This window comes from Chitinophaga varians (assembly GCF_014529945.1).
GTDB lineage: Bacteria > Bacteroidota > Bacteroidia > Chitinophagales > Chitinophagaceae > Chitinophaga > Chitinophaga varians.
On the sequence record NZ_JACVFB010000009.1, the window covers coordinates 1 to 19,627 of the forward strand.

General features: G+C 53.2%; 3 protein-coding genes. All 3 read left to right on the top strand.

The genetic code is table 11. The features are described from left to right. Window positions 1-4,684 (top strand): SDR family NAD(P)-dependent oxidoreductase (locus ICL55_RS32920; protein WP_188105903.1); only part of this gene is annotated, 4,684 nt, incomplete at its 5' end. Between the two features lie 21 nt (window positions 4,685-4,705). Next, window positions 4,706-5,944, top strand: a complete 1,239-nt coding sequence (locus ICL55_RS32925) for a hypothetical protein (protein ID WP_188105905.1) — start codon at window positions 4,706-4,708, stop codon at window positions 5,942-5,944. A gap of 62 nt (window positions 5,945-6,006) precedes the next feature. Continuing rightward, window positions 6,007-19,614, top strand: coding sequence for an SDR family NAD(P)-dependent oxidoreductase (locus ICL55_RS32930; RefSeq protein WP_188105907.1), 13,608 nt, complete (start codon window positions 6,007-6,009; stop codon window positions 19,612-19,614). The last annotated feature ends 13 nt before the right edge of the window (window positions 19,615-19,627 follow it).

Consider the following 19,627-nt stretch of genomic DNA (forward strand, 5'->3'; position numbering starts at 1 on the left):
GTTAGCGCTTGACTGGCAACGTTTTTATCCTGGCGCTACACCCCAACGTATAGGCCTGCCGGTATATCCGTTTGCCAAAGAACGTTATTGGCTTGAAACGACTGGTAGGAACGTCGCGACGGTCAGCACCACGGCAGTGCTTCATCCGCTGCTGCACAGGAATACTTCTGACCTCCATCAGCAGTGCTATACCACCACCTTCACCGGAGCGGAATATTTTATCCGGGAGGGCCGGATACCTGCTACAGCCTACCTGGAAATGGCCCGCGCTGCCGCGCTGCTGGCTAATCCGCCACAGGACGCAGCGGCAGTCGTAGAGTTACACCATCTGGTATGGACGCAGCCGGCGGCGACAGCAGGCAATCATGACATCGTCACGGCGCTGTTTGCAACAGACGCCGCCACGACTGACATTGAAATATACACCAGAACGGAAGAAGAAGAGATGCTCCGGTTTCAGGGACAGGCTGTTTACAGCTATCAGCCGGAGACTGGCAGGCAGGATGTCCGGCAGCTCATGGCACAAATGAAGCCAGTGGCTATTGCGCCTCATGAAGTGATCACGGCTGTTTACCGCCATGACAGCCAGCTGCTGGCGGAGTTGAAGTGGCCACGTTCCGGGGCACACCGGGAGGGAGGCTGTATGCTTGATCCGGTTATTACCGAAAGTATGCTGCAGGCAGCTATCCTGGCGGTATCGCACCAGTTCAATCCTTCTTTGATGCCCGTTGCCGCTGACAGGGTACGTATAATGGGGGCCTGCACCGATACGATGGTGGCCTGGGTACATCATCTCTCCGGTAATACGCTGGACGTTGATTTGCTGGACCAGCAGGGAAAAATTTGTATGCAGATAAAAGGATTGATGTTACAGGGCGCTGTTGCTGTAAACCATCCGCAAACAAAGACCACACAGGAAGAAGCCCATCAACTAATGTTTTTCCGCGAACACTGGGAAGAGCAGGCCATGCCTGTGGTTGTTCCCCGGCAGGAAAACAGGACGGTCATCATTTTTGCCGATACGGACCTCCGGGAAAAGATCGTCAACGATCCGGCCGTCGGCCCGCTGGCCACCGCCATGTTCGTATATCAGGGAAACAAATACAAAGCGGTGGCAGATAACATCCGCCATTGCCGCTTCAACCATATTGCGGATATACAACAGGTACTCAGTGCTGTGACCGGACCAGTTACCCTTATCTACACCTGGGCGAAAGATCAACAGGAAACAGGCATTGATGCTATATTTAATTTGCTCCGCGTAGTGAAGGAATTAGCTTGTCCGGTAGATCTCCTGCTGGCAGGACATTATGATCCATCCATCCCGGCCACATGCTGGGATTACTCCTGGATTGGTTTTGAACGATCTTTGAAAATGCTGTTGCCTAATGTGGCGATATCGCTGTTGTACACTGATGCAGCGGCCTTTACACCGCAACAGCTGCTGGCCGCCATGCAACGCCCCGGTATCAGCTGGTATAAAGGACAACAGCGGTTCATACCGGCCATAGCGGCGGCAACGCCTGAGGATACAGCACAGCTGCCGGTATTGAAGAAAAACGGCTGTTATCTGATTACCGGCGGTGGCGGGAAACTGGGTTTCAGCCTGGCGCAATACCTCGCTGCAACCTATCAGGCTAAACTGATACTGATGGGTAGAACGCCGCTGACACCCGATATGGAGGAAAAGCTCACACAGCTGAAACAAGCCGGCGCCATCGCGGCAGATTACGCGTCAGTAGATATCAGCGACAGGGAAGCCATGACATCCTGGGTAAAACAGTTGCCTGGTGAACTGTCCGGTGTTATTCATGCCGCCGGCGTGGAAGGCTCTGCGGCCTTCTATGAGAAAACGACTGAAGAGATCAACGCCGTGTTGCGGCCTAAAACAACCGGCACCATGTTGCTGGACCAGTTGCTGGAACATCATCCGCTGGATTTTGTCTGTTACTTTTCATCATCGGCTGCGCTGCTCGGAGATTTCGGCTCCTGCGACTATGCTGTGGCCAACCGTTTCCAGATGGCTTATGCACAATACCGCCGGCAGCATACCGGTAAAACAACGGTCATCAACTGGCCTTTCTGGCAGGACGGCGGTATGGGTAAAGGTGATGAAGCGCAGGCCGCCTTTTATCTGAAGAGCAGCGGACAGGCGGTATTAGAGACCTCCGAAGGAATACGGATATGGGAAAAAATTATCCGCTCAGATAATACACAGACATTGGTGTTGAAAGGAAAACCTTCCCGCATGGAACAATTCCTGCACCGCCTGTATGCGGTGGAACAGCCGCGGCAGTCGTCCCTGGCCGCGCCGGCTGTACATATGGGCAAAGGCTGGAAACCACAGTACCAGGACCTTTCCGTAAAAGAGTGCGTTTATCATGATTTGATCAGGCTGGTGGCTGCCAGCCAGAAAATATCTTCGGAGAAACTGGACGGTATCACAAACCTGGCGGATTACGGATTTGATTCTATCAGCCTCACCACTTTTGCCAAACAGTTAAAAGAATATTTTGCCGTTCCGGTAACACCTGCATTGTTCTTCAACTACGCCACCATAGAAGCGCTGAGCAGCTACTTTGTACAGGAGCATGCCACGCATATGGCAGCATTTTACAACAGCCCGCAGCAAACAACGCTGCATCCGGAAAACGCAACTGCCGTCAACGGCGTACGCAACACGCTGGCGCTCCGAAAACAACGGTTGCAGCGGGCTTCCGGCGGAAGGGCGGCTCTTCGCGTAGCAGAAGAACCGATTGCTATTATCGGTATGTCCGGCCGTTTTCCTAAAGCAGATACGGTAGATCAGCTGTGGTCCTTGCTGGAGAAAGGAGAAAGTGGGATCAGTGAGATTCCGCTGTCCCGCTGGAATTGGACCGACTACTTTACAACGCCGGGAGATCCCGGTAATAAAATCAGTACCAATAAGGGTGGTTTTATTAATCATGTAGATGAATTTGACCCGCTGTTTTTTGAGATCACACCGAGAGAAGCAGCGGCCACAGATCCCGGACAGCGACTGCTGCTGATGGAAGCCTACCGGGCTATTGAAGATGCGCAGATAGATCCGTCCTCGCTGCGGGGAACATCGACCGGCGTTTTCGTAGGCATGGAAGAAAGTCAGTATGATGCACTGGCAGCAGACGAACAGGGGGTGGGCAACAGCGGCAACGCCATGATTTCCTCCCGGCTTTCGTACTACCTCGATTTACACGGCCCGGCCATTGCTACCAATACGGCCTGCTCCTCCGGGCTGGTGGCCTTACATCAGGCTGTCATGAGCCTGCGCAACGGCGAGTGTGAAGCAGCGCTGGTGGCGGGGGTGTCTTCTTTTATCCTGTCGCCCGTATTCTACGCCAAGATGAGCCAGGCGGGGATGCTGTCGAAAGACGGACAGTGTTTCAGCTTTTCGAAAAATGCCAATGGCATCGGCGCCGGTGAAGCAGTAGTAGTGCTCATGCTGAAACCATTGTCAGCAGCAATAACCGCCGGAAACCACATCTATGGCGTGGTGAAGGCAAGCGGTATCAACTTCGACGGAAAAACGAACGGCGTGACCGCGCCTAACGGCAAAAGCCAGGAAACACTCATCCGGAATATTTATACCCGGTATAATATCGATCCGCACAACATCTCACACATTGTGGCGCATGGTACCGGTACCAAACTCGGAGATCCGGTGGAACTGAACGCCTTGCAGGAAGCTTTCAAAAAACTCAGCAACGGCGCAACCACACCAACACCTTACTGTGCAGTGACCAGTTGTAAAAGCAACCTGGGACATACTATGGCCGCCTCCGGACTGGTAAGCGTAGTCAGTCTGCTGAAAGGATTACATCATCATAAGATACCTGCCAGCATTCATTGTGAGGAAGAAAATGATTACATCTCACAGGAAAACAGTCCTTTCTATATCAATAAAACCACAAAGGCCTGGGAAACAGCATCCGGCATGCCCCTGATGGGCGGCGTGAGCGCTTTCGGCCGCAGTGGCACCAATGCCCATGTGGTCATTGAAGAATATATATCGCCGGTTACGCCGGCTGCCTGTCCGGAAAATACTACGCAGGTGATGATCACCTTGTCCGCCAAAACATCGGAGCAACTATTGCAGAAGGCTGCGGACCTGCTCGACTTCATCCTTCACCCTGATCAGCCCTGTGACCTTATGGCGATGGCCTATTCCCTGCAGGTGACCAGAGAAGAGATGGACGTGCGGCTGGGATTCATTGTCAGCACTGTACAGGAGCTGGCAGCAAAGCTTCGCGCTTATCTCAGCGGCGAAAAAGAAATAGAAGGCTGCTACCGGGGAGAAGTGAAACATTATGATAACGCAGTGTCCATCTTCAATGCAGATGCGGACCTACAGGAGACGGTGGATAAGTGGATCGCCAACAGGAAACTCGCCAAACTACTGGAATTATGGGTCAAAGGGTTGCAGCTGGACTGGAATAAACTTTACGGAGAAGTGAAACCGGCGCGTATCAGTTTACCTAAATATCCGTTTGCCCGGGAGAAATATTGGTTCACGCAAACTGCCCCCAGGCCGGCTGTTACCGGTGGTGCTGCGAATACCGACCGGCATTTCGGCGCTATTGCAGACCTGATCAGCCAGATCGAAAATGAAACTATCGAAACAGATGAAGCCGTCAGCTTATTAAAACACATCGCATATACTAAATAAACCCTTAACATCTATCGTACTATGCAACGCATCAATGAAATGATCATACCCCTGCTGGATGAGGAATCCTCTACCATCATCAAAGGTGAAAACGGGATCACTACCATCACCTTTTACAAAGGAGACAGCGTGGCCGCTACTACCGCCTTACGGGCACGGCTGAAGGAAATAGCGCAGGCTAATCCCTGGCTGGCCGGCCGCGTGGTAAAAAACAGGCAGCATAAAAATCTGCAGCTGGCATATCCCATTGATCCATTATCTGAGGAGATGATAGGCCGGATATTTTTTGACAATCCTGCTGATGTAAAGATCAGTTCCGATATGGGGTATGAAGAACTGTTTACCGCCGCCAGATCTGCCATTGTACAGAAAGGCATTAAGCTGGTGAACAAACAGGAATGCATCACCCGCCTTACGGTTGTTCCCGATATGCATGCGCCGGAGAAAGGTTTCGCGCTGATCTTTTCTATTTCCCATGTGGCGGCCGATGGATATACCTATTACCGCATCTTCAACCAACTGTTTACCAAAGACCCGGTGGAAGCGCTGGTAGTGAAACGTAAACAGGCGGCGGCTAACCGTGTGGTGGAGGTTGTAGGGCAACAATCTTTTAAATTTTTCCATTCTGTGCCTTTCATTCTAAACCTGGTGAAAGGTGCGATGTTCGGTAAAAAAACAAAATGCCATGCCTTTTATGTGGCGCCCGAAAAAATCAGTCAGGCCAAGAGCCGCATTAACGGGAATCATGCGGAAGGAGTAGAATTTGTTTCTACCAACGATATCCTTAGTTCCAGTTTTGCAAAGGCTACCGGTTCCCGCCTTTGTATTATGGCGGTGAACCTGAGAAGCTGGATCAAAGACATCGATAGCAATGACGCGGGAAACTATGCCGGCGGACTTTTGTTCGATGATGAAACATGCGCGCGTCCTGCCAATATCCGCAAGGCGTTCCAGGCAGGCTTGCCTATTTCGGCCGCTGCAAAGCCCTATCCTAAATTTGGAGAAGCACTCAGCTGCCGGCTTAGCCTGATCAGCAGCTGGAATGATTTCCAGAAAAGTCACGACCTGGACGGGTGCGAACAGGTGCTCCATCTTCCATTATATGATGCAAAGGCTGCATTCCCGTTGGACTCCGCCGTCGTCTTCAAAGCAAAACCGGAGAAACTGGCAGTCATGTATTTCACGAAAACAGTAGAACGGGAGAAGATCCTGTCACATTGCGAACTGGGTGATCCGGTATCACCGCGGACTTTCGGCTGAGCCGCCGGCCACTTCCTCCGCTCCGCATTCATTAAAACAAGAACCCTATAGAAAGTGCTATTATGATCGATTTCATAGAATACGTAGTTGCAGAACTGAAGCATAAACGACTGTCAAAAGCAGATGCACTGGACCTTATCCGCCAGTTCAGCCTCCGCACTGCTACCCAAGGTCACACAGATATCATACATCCGCTGTTACATACCAATACGTCCGATTTAACCCGGCAGCGCTTTGCGGCCGTTTTTAACGGAGAGGAATTTTTTCTGAAAGATCATCAGATAGGAGAACGGCGTTTGCTGCCTGCTACCGCTTACCTGGAAATGGCGCGGGTAGCTTTCCGGAAGGCGATGCCCGTTGCGGAGGAATCGGTCATAGAGCTGCGTAATGTTATCTGGGCACAGCCTGTCGTGGTAGATGATGCGAAGGAAGTCAGCATCACCTTGTCTGCCGGAGAAAATGACTCAGATGAGCTGGAAGTATTTTATGAAGTGTGCAGTGCTGCTGTAGAAGGGGAGGATGAGATGGTCCATTGCCAGGGACAGGCGGCGTTTCTCAGTAAGTCTGCTTCCGTGAAACTGGATATCGACCGGCTGAAGGAGCAGTTGCACGGAGCGCGGCTGGAAGGGTCAGCCATTTACAACATCTATGCACGTTATGGCCTGCACTATGGACCTTCTTTCCGGGGAATAAAAACAATTTTCCAGGGAGATGGACAGTTGCTGGCCGAACTAAGTCTGCCTGTGACCGCAGACAGTCCGTATGTGCTGCATCCCGGTATGATGGACAGTACCCTGCAGGCAGCCATCGGTTTGTTCAGCGATCTGCATCAGTTGCCTGACCAGGTATCTTTGCCTTTTGCGCTGGATACGCTGCGGGTGTTTACGGCTTGTGCCGGCGAGATGCGGGCATGGGTACGTTACGCTGATAACAAGGGCGCCCATGATAAGGTAATCCGGCTGGATATAGACTTATGTCATCCCGACGGCACCGTGGCGGTACAGATGCGGGGATTTTCTTCCCGTATAGCCGATACCGTTGTATCCGGTGAGTTGCACCAGCCGTCACGGCATATACTGCACGCAGCGCCGGTATGGCAGGCGGTAACCGGTACTACAGATACGGGCAGATACGAGCAGGAATATCTTTTCCTCTGCGCCCTGCCAGCTGTAAATGCGGAAGCGTTGCAATCGCTGCTTCCGCAAATCCGCATCGTGACATTAAAAGCAGCACAGGAGGGAAGTATGGCGGCCCGTTTCAGCAGTTATGCAGTCGCCTGCTTCGAACAGATCAAAGATATATTGGCCGGAAAGCCGCAGGGCAACATACGGGTGCGTATCATCACGCCTGCCGACAGAGAACAGCTGGTTTTAACGGCACTTTCCGGGTTGATAAAAACCGCTGCCATAGAAAATCCTTTCCTGACAGGTCAGCTGATTACCGTTGATCCTACGATCTCCGCGCCAGGGCTGTTATCGCTGATGCAGGAAAATCAGGCCGTGGCCCCGGTAGAAATAATCAGGTATGAACAAGGTGTCCGGCAGGTATTACGCTGGGAGGAATTGCCGGCACAGCAATCATCTCCCATGGCGTTTAAGGACAACGGCGTTTATCTCATCACCGGAGGCGGCGGAATGCTCGGAGGATTGTTTGCAAAAGAAATACTGCAACAAACCAGCCATGCCCGCGTTATGCTGACCGGCCGCGCTGCGCTGACCGCCCGGCAACAGGCAGCCATGCAGGACATACCCAACAGTACGGACCGGCTTTTCTATCGACAGCTGGATGTCACCAATCTGGACGAGGTACAGGAAACGATCAACACCATTATAAAGACATTAGGACAGCTGAACGGTATCCTTCACAGCGCAGGTATGACAGCCGATAACTTTATGCTCCGGAAAACAACCGAAGCGTTCAGCCAGGTGCTAAGCCCTAAAGTGACCGGTACCTGTAACCTCGACGAAGCCAGTAAAAATATTGATCTCGATTTCCTGGTATTGTTCTCCTCCATCGCCGCTGTTACCGGCAACAACGGACAGGCCGATTACGCTACTGCCAATGCTTTCATGGACCATTTCGCCGCATACCGTCAGCAGCTGATGACAGCGGGATTACGACAGGGGAAAACAGTCGCCATCAACTGGCCTTTGTGGGAGGAAGGAGGCATGAAGCCGGATGTGGCCAGTCTGGAGGTAATAAGGCAACAGACAGGTATGCATCCCATGCAGACAACGACCGGGCTACAGGCATTTTACCGCAGCCTTCAGGCACCGCAGCATCAGCTGCTGGTAGCGGAAGGAGATCTGCATTTATTGCAACAGACCTTACTGATGAAGGCCGTTCCCGCAACAGCCGTTACGGAAGAGGTATGTCCTGTTGCCGATATGGACGCAGAAAGCCTGGAGGAGAAAACACGTGATTATATTAAGAAGCAGCTGGCTGAACTCTTCCGGTTTCCCGCCCATAAGATCGATCCTCATGCGCCATTAGAGAAATATGGCATCGATTCTATTCTGGCGGTGAGCCTGACGAATCAGCTGGAACAAACTTTCGGCGCGCTCCCGAAGACGCTCTTCTTTGAATACCAGACCATCGCTGCGCTGACAGCGTATTTTATAAAATCGCATGCCGCCAGGCTGACAGCACTCTTCACGGGCAGTAGTGGGAACAAGCCGAAAGCAGCTGTGGCCACCCCGCCACGGGTGCAGCAGCCATCGCCCGCGGTGATCAAACGGCGTCGGCAGACGGGGGTGGTGACCGACAGTAAAAAACAGACTGCCGCCGAGCCTGTCGCTATTGTGGGACTGAGTGGCCGTTATCCGGGAGCTGTCAATATAGAGGCATACTGGAACAACCTGCGCGACGGCAAGGATTCCATTACGGAAGTGCCGGCAGACAGATGGAACTGGAAAGAATATTACAGTCAGGATCGCAGTAAAAGCGGTCATCACTACAGCAAATGGGGCGGTTTCATCGATGGCGTGGATGAATTTGATCCGCTGTTCTTTAACATCTCCCCGCTGGAAGCAGAGATACTGGACCCGCAGGAGCGCCTGTTCCTGCAACATGCCTGGATGGCCGTAGAAGATGCGGGTTATACCCGCAGCACGCTGCAGGTGCCGCACGACCTCGGCCTGCCGGGACAGGTAGGCGTTTACGCCGGTGTGATGTACAGTGAATACCAGCTCTTTGGTGCGGAAGCCGCTAAAAACGGGCAACGTATGGGCGTTCCCGGTAGTTACGCCAGTATCGCCAACCGGGTGTCTTATATCTTAAATCTTCATGGCCCCAGCATGACGATAGACTCCATGTGTTCTTCCTCGTTGACCGCCATTCACCTGGCCTGCCAGGACCTACGGGAGGGACGCACCAGCATGGGCATCGCCGGTGGCGTGAATGTCAGCATACATCCCAATAAATACCTGGTGATCAGCGCTGGTCAGTATATCTCCGGCGACGGCCATTGCCAGAGCTTCGGAGAAGGCGGCGAAGGCTATATCCCGGGAGAAGGTGTAGGCGTGGTAGTACTGAAAAGATTGTCCGACGCAGTGCGTGACGGAGATCATATCTACGGCGTTATCAAAGGCAGTGCCTTAAATCACGGTGGTAAAACCAACGGCTACAGTGTCCCTAATCCACAGGCGCAGTCAAACCTCATCAGCCATGTGTTAAGGGCCACCAACACTGATCCGCGCCATGTCAGCTACATAGAAGCCCATGGTACCGGTACCAGACTGGGAGATCCCATTGAAATTGCAGCCCTCAGCCAGGCATTTCAACGTCATACATCGGATGCCGGATTTTGCCTGATCGGCTCTGCTAAATCCAATATCGGCCACTGTGAGTCGGCTGCCGGTATTGCAGGGCTTACCAAAGTACTGCTACAGCTGAAACACCGGCAGATCGTGCCCTCTCTGCATTCATCCCGGTTAAATCCCCATATCGATTTTGAGCAGACGCCCTTCGTTGTTAACCAGACCCTGAGAGCGTGGGAACAGCCGGTGGTAGACGGTGTGCCGCAGCCCCGGCTGGCCGGTATATCCTCTTTCGGGGCCGGAGGTTCCAATGCACACATGATCATCCAGGAGTATATAGCACCGGCAATGATCAGTCAACCGGTTGATTTCGCCGACCCTGACGATAAGGTCATCATCCCTTTGTCTGCCAGGACCCATGATCAGCTGAAGCAGAAAGCGCAGGACCTGGCTGATTTCCTGCAACCGGCCGCCGGCACACAGGAGAAAACAAGAGAAGCCGCTGACCTGCATGCGATGGCCTATACCCTGCAAACCGGCAGGGAAGCCATGGATATTCGTGCAGGCTTCCTCGTTAGTTCGGTGGAAGACCTGCTGGAAAAACTCCGGGCCTTCGTCCGCGGAGAAGAACATATCGATGATGTATACCATGGACATAGCGGCCAGGAGAAGGATACGCTGTCGCTCTTCCATGCCGACACGGCATTTGAGCAGACGGTTGATAAATGGATAGCCCAGAAGAAATTATCCAAGCTACTGGACCTGTGGACCAGAGGGCTGCATCTCGACTGGCGCAGATGTTACGATAACTATCAGCCCAGACGGATCAGTTTGCCGCCATATCCTTTCGCCAAAGACAGATACTGGATTGATATAGCCACCAAGGCGCCAGGTAACCGGCCCGCCATCGCCGCCACCGTGATTCACCCGATGCTGCACAGCAATACGTCAGATCTGGAGCGTCAGCGCTACAGCGCTGTCTTTAGCGGAGAGGAGTTTTTCCTGGAAGATCATCAGATAATGATAAACGGTGCTGCCAGCAAAGTATTGCCGGCAGTAGCCTACCTGGAAATGGCACGGACAGCGATAGAAAACGCTACCCCGGGCAGACAGGGCGCCGGTGTCCTGGAACTGCGTCATACCGCCTGGCTGCAGCCGCTGATCGTAACAGGTCCGCTACAGGTAGATATTGTGTTGCAGGTAAAAGATAACGATGCAATAGATTTTGAAATCAGCAGTACAAACGGAGATGAAGTGACCGTTCACTGTGAAGGGACCGCCGCTTTTGTTCACCATCCTGCGCCGTCGCAGCTGGATATAGCGCAACTGAAAGGCCGGATGGAGCAAGGCAGTATGGCAGGCGAGAGGCTGTATGGCCTCTTTGCTCCGATGGGACTAGCCTATGGACCAGCATTTCAGGGCGTCACTGCCGTGCATCGGGGAGAGGGGCAGTTACTGGCGCAATTGCATTTACCTGCAACGACTACAGATCAGCACCAGTTTATATTACATCCCGGATTGATGGACAGCGCCCTGCAAGCCGCCTTCGGCTTGGCAGACAACCTCGGGGCATTGCCATCATCACCTTCGATACCTTTTGCACTGGACAGCTTACGGATCTTGTCTGCCACCACCGCAGAAATGTTTGCGTGGATACGTACCGCAAAAGACGCCACCGGCGCTGTTGTACGGCTGGATATTGATCTCTGTAATGAACAGGGCAATGTCTGTGTGCAATGGCGTGGCCTGGCCTCCCGTCAGTTGAACGCTACCAGCCATCAGGATATTCATACGCTGATCGCGGGCCCGGTATGGGAAGCGGAAGTGCCCACAGCGTCGCAAACGACATCATTCCAACAACGACACGTCTTCCTTTGTGAGATGCCTGCTATATCAGCCGGTCATCTTGAAACACTGATCAGCGACAGTCGCTGTATACAACCCGAAGTTACACAGCAGCCTATCGCCGCGCGTTACAGCACGTATGCCCTCCACTGTTTTGAGCTGGTCCGGGAAATCATGAAGACCCAACCGGCAGGGGATATCCTGGTGCAGGTGGTGATGACCACCGGCCAGGAACAGGCACTTTTGGCAGGGCTGTCTGGTTTACTGAGAACGGCAGCGCAGGAAAATCCGCGGCTGCGCGGACAGCTGGTGCTGGTAGCGCGGGACATTGACACCGTTGGACTGGCCGCCAGGCTGAAACAGGCCGCTGCCGGACCAGCAGCTGTTGTCAGATACGAAAAAGACCAACCGTATGTTTTGCGCTGGCAGGAAGCGCCGGCATCCAGCGAAGACACGAAACCGGTATTCCGGGACAAAGGCGTATACCTGATCACCGGTGGACTGGGGGCACTGGGGCTGCTGTTCACCCAAGAAATTTTACAACGCACCAAAGACGCTACCATTATATTAACCGGCCGCGCTGCCATGACAGCAGCCATACAGGCCGTCATCAACGGATTGCCTGCCCATCCGGGCCAGATCGTTTATCACCCGCTCGATCTCACAGATATGGATCAGGTGCAATCCCTGATGAATGATATCAAAAACAAATACAAGCAGGTTCACGGTATCATTCACAGCGCAGGAATGGTATCGGATAACTTTATCCTGAAGAAAACAACAGAAGAATTCAGCGCTGTACTGGCGCCGAAAGTAGCCGGTACTTATCACCTGGACGAAGCCAGCAAGGACATAGACCTTGACTTCTTCGTGTTGTTCTCTTCATTGTCCGGCGTGATGGGCAACCCGGGACAGGCCGATTACGCTGCCGCTAACGCCTTCATGGATGCTTTCGCGGCCTACCGTCAGCAGCTTACTTTACAGCAGCAAAGGAAAGGACGCACCCTCTCCATTAGCTGGCCATTGTGGGCAGATGGACACATGCGTATCGATCAGCACAACCTGGAGATGCTGCGGCAGGCCACTGGCATCATGCCGATGCAGACAACTTCCGGCATACAGGCCTTCTATCGCAGTATGGCACAGGAAAGCAGTCACGTGCTGGTGATGGAAGGAGAGAGCCGTAAAATGCGCCATATCCTTTTCCCGCAACAACAAAAAGCGACAACTCCTGTACCAGTGGCCGCCCCCGTTCACCAGGCAACTTCAGGTCTGTCAGAAGATAAGACCATCGCTTTCCTCCGTACGCAGTTTGCGGGCGTGCTGAAACTGCCGGTGCAGGAACTGGACCCGAAAGCACCGCTGGAAAATTATGGGATTGACTCTATCCTGGCCATGAAGTTGACCAGCATGCTGGAAACCACCTTCGGCGTGCTTTCCAGGACATTGTTTTTTGAATACCAGACGATAAAAAGCTTAGCCGCATTTTTGGTGAAAGCTTATCCGCATATCATCCGGGAGAAAATAGATACAGGACAGACCATCACTGTATCCGCCGCCCCGGTACCGGAAGGACCGGGACAACAACCGCTGACGACCGCCGTACGCCGTCGTTTCAGGCAGGAGGCAGCAGCGCCGAGGGAAGTAGCCATTATAGGCATGAGCGGTAAATATCCCATGGCGGATAACCTCGAAGAATTCTGGGACAACCTGAAAAATGGACGGGACTGTATCACGGAAATTCCTGCCGACCGCTGGGATGCCGACCGCTTCTTTGATGCCAGGCGCAACCAGGCCGGCAAAAGTTATAGCAAGTGGGGCGGATTTGTGAAAGATGTAGATAAATTCGATCCGCTGTTCTTCAACATATCTCCCAAAGAAGCCGAGCTGACCGACCCGCAGGAGCGGCTGTTCCTGGAAACAGTTTGGCAGACCTTCGAAGATGCCGGTTACAGTAAGGCGGCTATTGCCGGACTTGGCCGTGTAGGCGTTTACGTTGGTGTGATGTATGGACAGTACCAGCTGTATGGCGCAGAAGCCATGCTGGCAGGGAATATGGTCGTTCCGGGTTCTTCCTATGCTTCCATCGCCAACAGGATTTCTTATTTCTTTGACCTGCATGGACCCAGCATCGCGCTGGATACCATGTGTTCTTCTTCTTTGACAGCCATCCATCAGGCCTGTGAGGAAATACGCAAGGGGGAAATTGATGCGGCGATTGCCGGCGGCGTCAATGTGTCGATACATCCGCACAAATACCTGCTGCTCAGTCAGGGTAATTTCGCTGCCAGCGATGGTAAATGCCGGAGTTTTGGCGAAGGCGGCGACGGATACGTGGCGGGTGAAGGCGTAGGCGCTATCCTGCTTAAATCGCTTGATAAAGCTATTGAAGACGGAGATCAGATCTATGGTGTCATTAAGTCCAGCGCCATTAATCACGGTGGAAAAACAAACGGTTACTCCGTCCCGAATCCGCATGCGCAGGGTGATTTAATACTCACTTCGTTGAAGAAGGCCAGGATAGATCCGGCTACATTGAGTTATCTGGAAACCCACGGTACAGGCACCGCGCTGGGAGACCCTATCGAAATCACCGGGTTGATCAGCGCTTTTGGCGCCGCTGCCACGCAGGCACAGTTTTGCCCCATCGGCTCTGTGAAATCCAACATCGGGCACCTGGAGTCTGCCGCGGGGATAGCTTCTGTCACCAAAGTATTATTGCAGCTGCGGCATAAAAAACTGGTGCCTTCCTTACATGCCGCTGTTTTAAATAGTCATATCGATTTTAATCAATCACCTTTCTACGTACAGCGGGAACTGGCTGCCTGGGAACGTCCTACGGCTTACCCGAGAAGAGCCGGCATCAGCTCTTTTGGTGCTGGTGGTGCCAACGCGCATCTGATTATCGAAGAGCATGTCCGCAACGAGGCACACGAAAACACCGCGCCGCTGCCTGTTCCCCGGTTGTTTGTACTATCTGCCAGGAATGCTGCGCAACTGCAGCAATATGCCACAAGGATGGTTACGTTCCTGGACAATCATCAAGACATGTCCCTGGCGGCGATGGCTTACACCTTGCAGGTGGGCAGAACGCCGATGCAGGAGCGCCTGGCAGTAATGGCTGCCACGGCGGAAGAGCTGCTCACGAAGCTGCAACAGTGGATTTCCCGGCAGGAGAAAAATATTAACGCAACGGAAGGTATCTGGCACGGCAATACGAAAGATGCGCCGGCAGACACCCGTGCTCTGCTGGAAGGGGAAGAGGGCAGGGCCTTCCTGGATGTGGTGATGGCCACCGGGAACCTGGAAAAGCTGGCGAAGCTCTGGCTGGCCGGCGCTGATATCGATTGGTCGCTGCTCTGGCAGCTTGGCCGTCCCCAACGGATGTCTTTACCTACTTATCCTTTTGCGAAAGAACGCTACTGGGTCAGCACGCCGATAGTGACCATGCCGTCCGCTGCGCCGCTGGCTGCAGAGCAAAAACAATCTCTTTACTATAGCCCTGAATGGGTGGAAGAAGATCTGCCGGTATCGCCGGCAGCAATCCCCACAGCAGGCATAACCCTGGTGCTGGATACATCCGGTGAGCTGTGTAATGAACTGTCAACGCAATACACCGGTGAACATACCTTTATCCTGGTAAAACCTGGTGCTGTTTACGAGGAGACAACGCCGGCCGTATTCACGATAGATCCACAGCAGGAAACACATTTCCAACAACTGGCGGCGTACCTCGCGGCCAGCGGACAACTTCCGGTACGGGTGATTCACCACGCCAATGCTTATAACGAAGAAGATACGGCACAGCAGCTGCTTCATGGCGTATACACCCTATTTAACCTGTGCAAGGCATTCATGGCACAGCCGCAGCGGATGGCACTCCGGATCGTGTCCTTCTTCGCAGGCACACAGACCGTGCCGCTTCATACCGCACTGGGCGGCTTCTTCAAAACCCTGGCGCTGGAAAATCCGCACTACCGCGCTAAAGTAGTGGCCGTACAAACAGAGGGCGAGATAGCGGTGGCGGACAAGGCGCGTATTATCCTGGAGGAGTGCCGGCAGGACAACTGGCAGCAACAGGAAATCCGCTATCAATACCATCAGCAGGGGCGGCGCAGCCAGCGTTGGGTAAGCAGACTGACAGAACTCCATCACCATCAGCATAACACAGACAACCTTCCGTTCAAACAGAACGGCGTGTATATTATCTCCGGCGGCCTTGGTGGACTGGGGCTCATTATCAGCGAGTACCTGGTGAAAAATTATCAATGTAAACTGGTGCTCTTCGGGCGCTCCGCATTGAATGCAGCGCTGGAAGAAAAGATAACCCGCTTACAGTCCGGAGGCAGTACCGTGCTTTATCTGCAGGCAGACGTATCCCAACAGGAAGATATGATGGCCGTGGTGGCCGCTGCCAGAGAACAGTTCGGACAAATCAACGGTGTCATTCACAGCGCAGGCATAAACAGGGATGCATTTATTCTCCGTAAGCAACCCGAAGAAATGACGCAAGTGCTGGCCCCGAAAATTGATGGCGCTGTCAATTTAGACCTGGCCACAAAAGATGAACAGCTGGACCTGTTTATCCTGTTCTCTTCCATGGCAGGCGTAACGGGTAATGCAGGCCAGTGCGATTATGCCTACGCCAATCACTTCATGGATGCATTTGCCACGCAAAGAGCAGCGCTGGTGGAAGCGCAGCAACGCTGCGGCAGGACCTTGTCCGTTAACTGGCCCTACTGGCAGGATGGCGGTATGCATATTCCGGATGCAGACGTTGCGCTGATGGAAAAACAAACCGGTATTTGTCCTATGCCGACCGTAGCCGGTATGCAATGCCTGGAAGTGCTGTTGCAGGCAAACGTGTTACAGGGATTGCCGTTGTACGGCTTCCCATCGGCCATCAGGGCTGCATTCAGCCAGCATGCTGCCCTGCCGGAAAAAAGCCGGCAGTCGCCCGCCAGTACAGAGGACACCGATTCGCTCTATGAACAAACGGAAAATTATCTCCGCATCCTGATCGGTAAAGAAATAAAGCTGGACCCCGAACGGATAGACCCGGCGGAAAAGCTGGAAGCTTTTGGCATTGATTCGATCGCTATCAGCAGCATCAATACCAGCCTGGAAAGAGACCTGGGCCCTTTACCCAAAACATTGCTCTACGAATATCCCGGCATAGCAGAACTGGCCATGTACCTGGTGCGCGAAGAAACGGCCGCGTTACGCAGACTGTTGCAGGTACCGTCACCGGTGAAGGATACCGTGGCGGCAGTAACGGTAACGCCTATACCGGCATCGGTGGCCGCAACGGCGACGCCGGCGGTTAAGGATGATGAAGCGCCGGAGCCTATCGCCATCATCGGTATCCATGGTAGTTTCCCGCAGTCAGAAGATCTGCATCAATACTGGGAAAACCTGAAACAGGGCAAAAGCCTGACAGACCTGGTGCCGGCAGACCGCTGGAATTGGGAAGAAAGCTATGATGCAGATCCGGGGCAGGCAGCAGCAGGAAAAATCTACTGCAAGTGGGGCGGCTTTATCAGCGACGCGGATAAATTTGATCCGGAGTTCTTCCATATTACACCGGAAGAAGCCAGGATCATGGACCCACAGGAGCGTCTGTTCCTCCAGTCGGTATGGACAGCTATTGAAGATGCCGGATATACCCGCGACAGTTTAAAGAAAAAACATCCCAAAGGTAAAAGTGCTGACGTGGGCGTTTTTGTTGGTGTCACCACCAACACCTACAACCTGCTGGCAGCCGAAAGCTGGCGTAAAGGGCAGTCGGTGCCGAGCGCACATCCCTGGTCCATCGCCAACCGCGTTTCCTACCTTTTTGATTTTAACGGACCGAGTATGCCGGTGGACACCGCCTGTTCTTCTTCTTCTGTGGCCATCCACCTGGCCTGTGAAAGTCTCAGAAAACAGGAATGTCAGGTAGCTGTTGCCGGTGGTGTCAACCTTTACCTGCATCCTTCGAAATATCATTCTCTTTGCAGGAGCCGGATGGTGGCCCGCAGCGGAAAATGCCACAGCTACGGCGCCGGCGACGACGGCTTTGTTCCCGGTGAAGCGGTAGGCGCCGTTCTGCTGAAACCACTGAGTAAAGCAATAGCAGATAACGACCATATCTACGGCGTACTGACCGGCAGCGCATTCGATCATAGCGGTAGGTCAAACGGATATTCCGCACCTAACCCCAACGCACAGGCCAACCTGATTGAACATACGCTCCGCAAAGCGGGCGTACATCCGGAAACCATCAGCTACGTTGAAGGACATGGCACCGGCACGCAGCTGGGCGATAGTCTTGAAATAGTAGCGCTGACCAACGTATTCCGGCAGCAGACGCAGCAAAAACAATTCTCGTCTATCGGGTCCGTGAAAGCCAATATCGGGCATCCGGAATCGGCCGCGGGGATAGCCGGTGTGGCGAAAGTGCTGCTGCAGCTGAAACACCGGCAGCTGGCGCCTACCATCCACTCCAACGAAGTGAATCCCAATATTGCCTTTGCAGACTCGCCGTTTTACCTGCAACATCGGTTGGCGCCATGGGAGCCCGCCCAGGGACATCCGCGCAGGGCGCTGATCAATTCCTTCGGTGCCGGCGGTGTAAACGCCTGTCTGTTACTGGAAGAATACCAGGCGGTAAATAATCATGACAACGGCGCGCAAGGCCCGCACCTGATCGTGCTTTCCGCAAAGAACACAGAACGGTTGCAGGAATGTGTCAACCGGCTGCTCGCCTTTGTAGGCAAAGAAAAACAGGTGGACCTTTCCGATCTGTCCTTTACCTTACAGGCGGGCAGGGAAGCGATGCCGGAAAGACTGGCGCTGGTAGTGGCTGACAGGGCCATGCTGATCAGTCGCCTGAAAGCCTGGCGGCAACACAAATCAACAGAAAACCTTTATCAAGGTCAGGCTGACCCGCGACAGGGAAGAAAATTAACGGCCGACAAACAGGCTGAGATCATCGCATATTTCGGGTCCGGTAACCTCGATCAGCTGGCACAGCTATGGGTGGCCGGGGTAGCCATAGATTGGGAGAGCCTGTACACCGGTAAGAAGCCCCGCCGCATGTCACTGCCCACCTATCCTTTTATGAAGGAAAGATATTGGGCAGATCAGGAGATAATGACCGTAAAACCAGTGCAGGAGCCACCCAGCACGCAACTGCATCCGCTGGTGTCCTATAATTCATCTACGCTGAGAGAAGTGAGCTTCAGCTCCTGGCTGTCAGACAACGCATTTTATGCAGTTGATCATCAGGTGAACGGAGAGAAAATTTTCCCGGGCTCCGGATTTATTGAAATCGCCAGTATCTGTGGTAGCCTCGCCGGAGAAAAGAAAGTAAGCAGTATTCGGGATATCGTATGGGTGTCCCCGTTAAGTTTCAGCAAAGGGCCACAGTTTATCCAGACCTTCCTGAAGCCCGGCAGCAGCGGTACGGCATTCAGCATCACCTCCTTCGACGGTCATAATGAAAGCGTGGTGCACTCCGAAGGAAAACTGTTCTTCCGCAACGGCAGCTCTCACGCCAAAAAAGCAGAACGTATCGCCATACAGCAGCTGAAAGCACAATGCCCCGCACCGCAGGATGGCGCTCACTACTATCGTCTCTTTCATCAGGCAGGCTTTCAGTACGGGGCAGCATTTAAAACCATCCGGGAGTTTTATGTCAGCGATTCCTTTGCGTTATCCAGACTGCAGCTGGCCGATCCGCTGAAAGCAGAGGCAGACCGTTTTATGCTGCATCCGTGCCTGGTAGACGGCGCCTTGCAGACCGTAGCCGGACTGGTTAGCAACATGGAATCCGACGTGCCCTATGTGCCGTTTGCCATCGATGAAATAGAGATATTCCGCTCCCTGCCATCCACTTGTTACGCCTATGTGGAACACGCCGATACACAAGGCAGTGTGCATGCTGATATTAAAAAGTTCAACATAAAAATCATCAGCGAAGGGGGAGATGTGTTAGCCAGCATCAAGAATTTCTATGTGAGAGCATTTGCCCGGATGGACAAAGTGCAGGATGTGTTGCTCCAAGATCAATACCTGATTAAATAACTCACTAAAATTT

Bases quoted from the DNA above. Each gene is read 5' to 3' on its own strand.
- ICL55_RS32925 (WP_188105905.1), top strand. From the start codon at position 4,706: ATGCAACGCATCAATGAAATGATCATACCCCTGCTGGATGAGGAATCC.
- ICL55_RS32930 (WP_188105907.1), top strand. From the start codon at position 6,007: ATGATCGATTTCATAGAATACGTAGTTGCAGAACTGAAGCATAAACGA.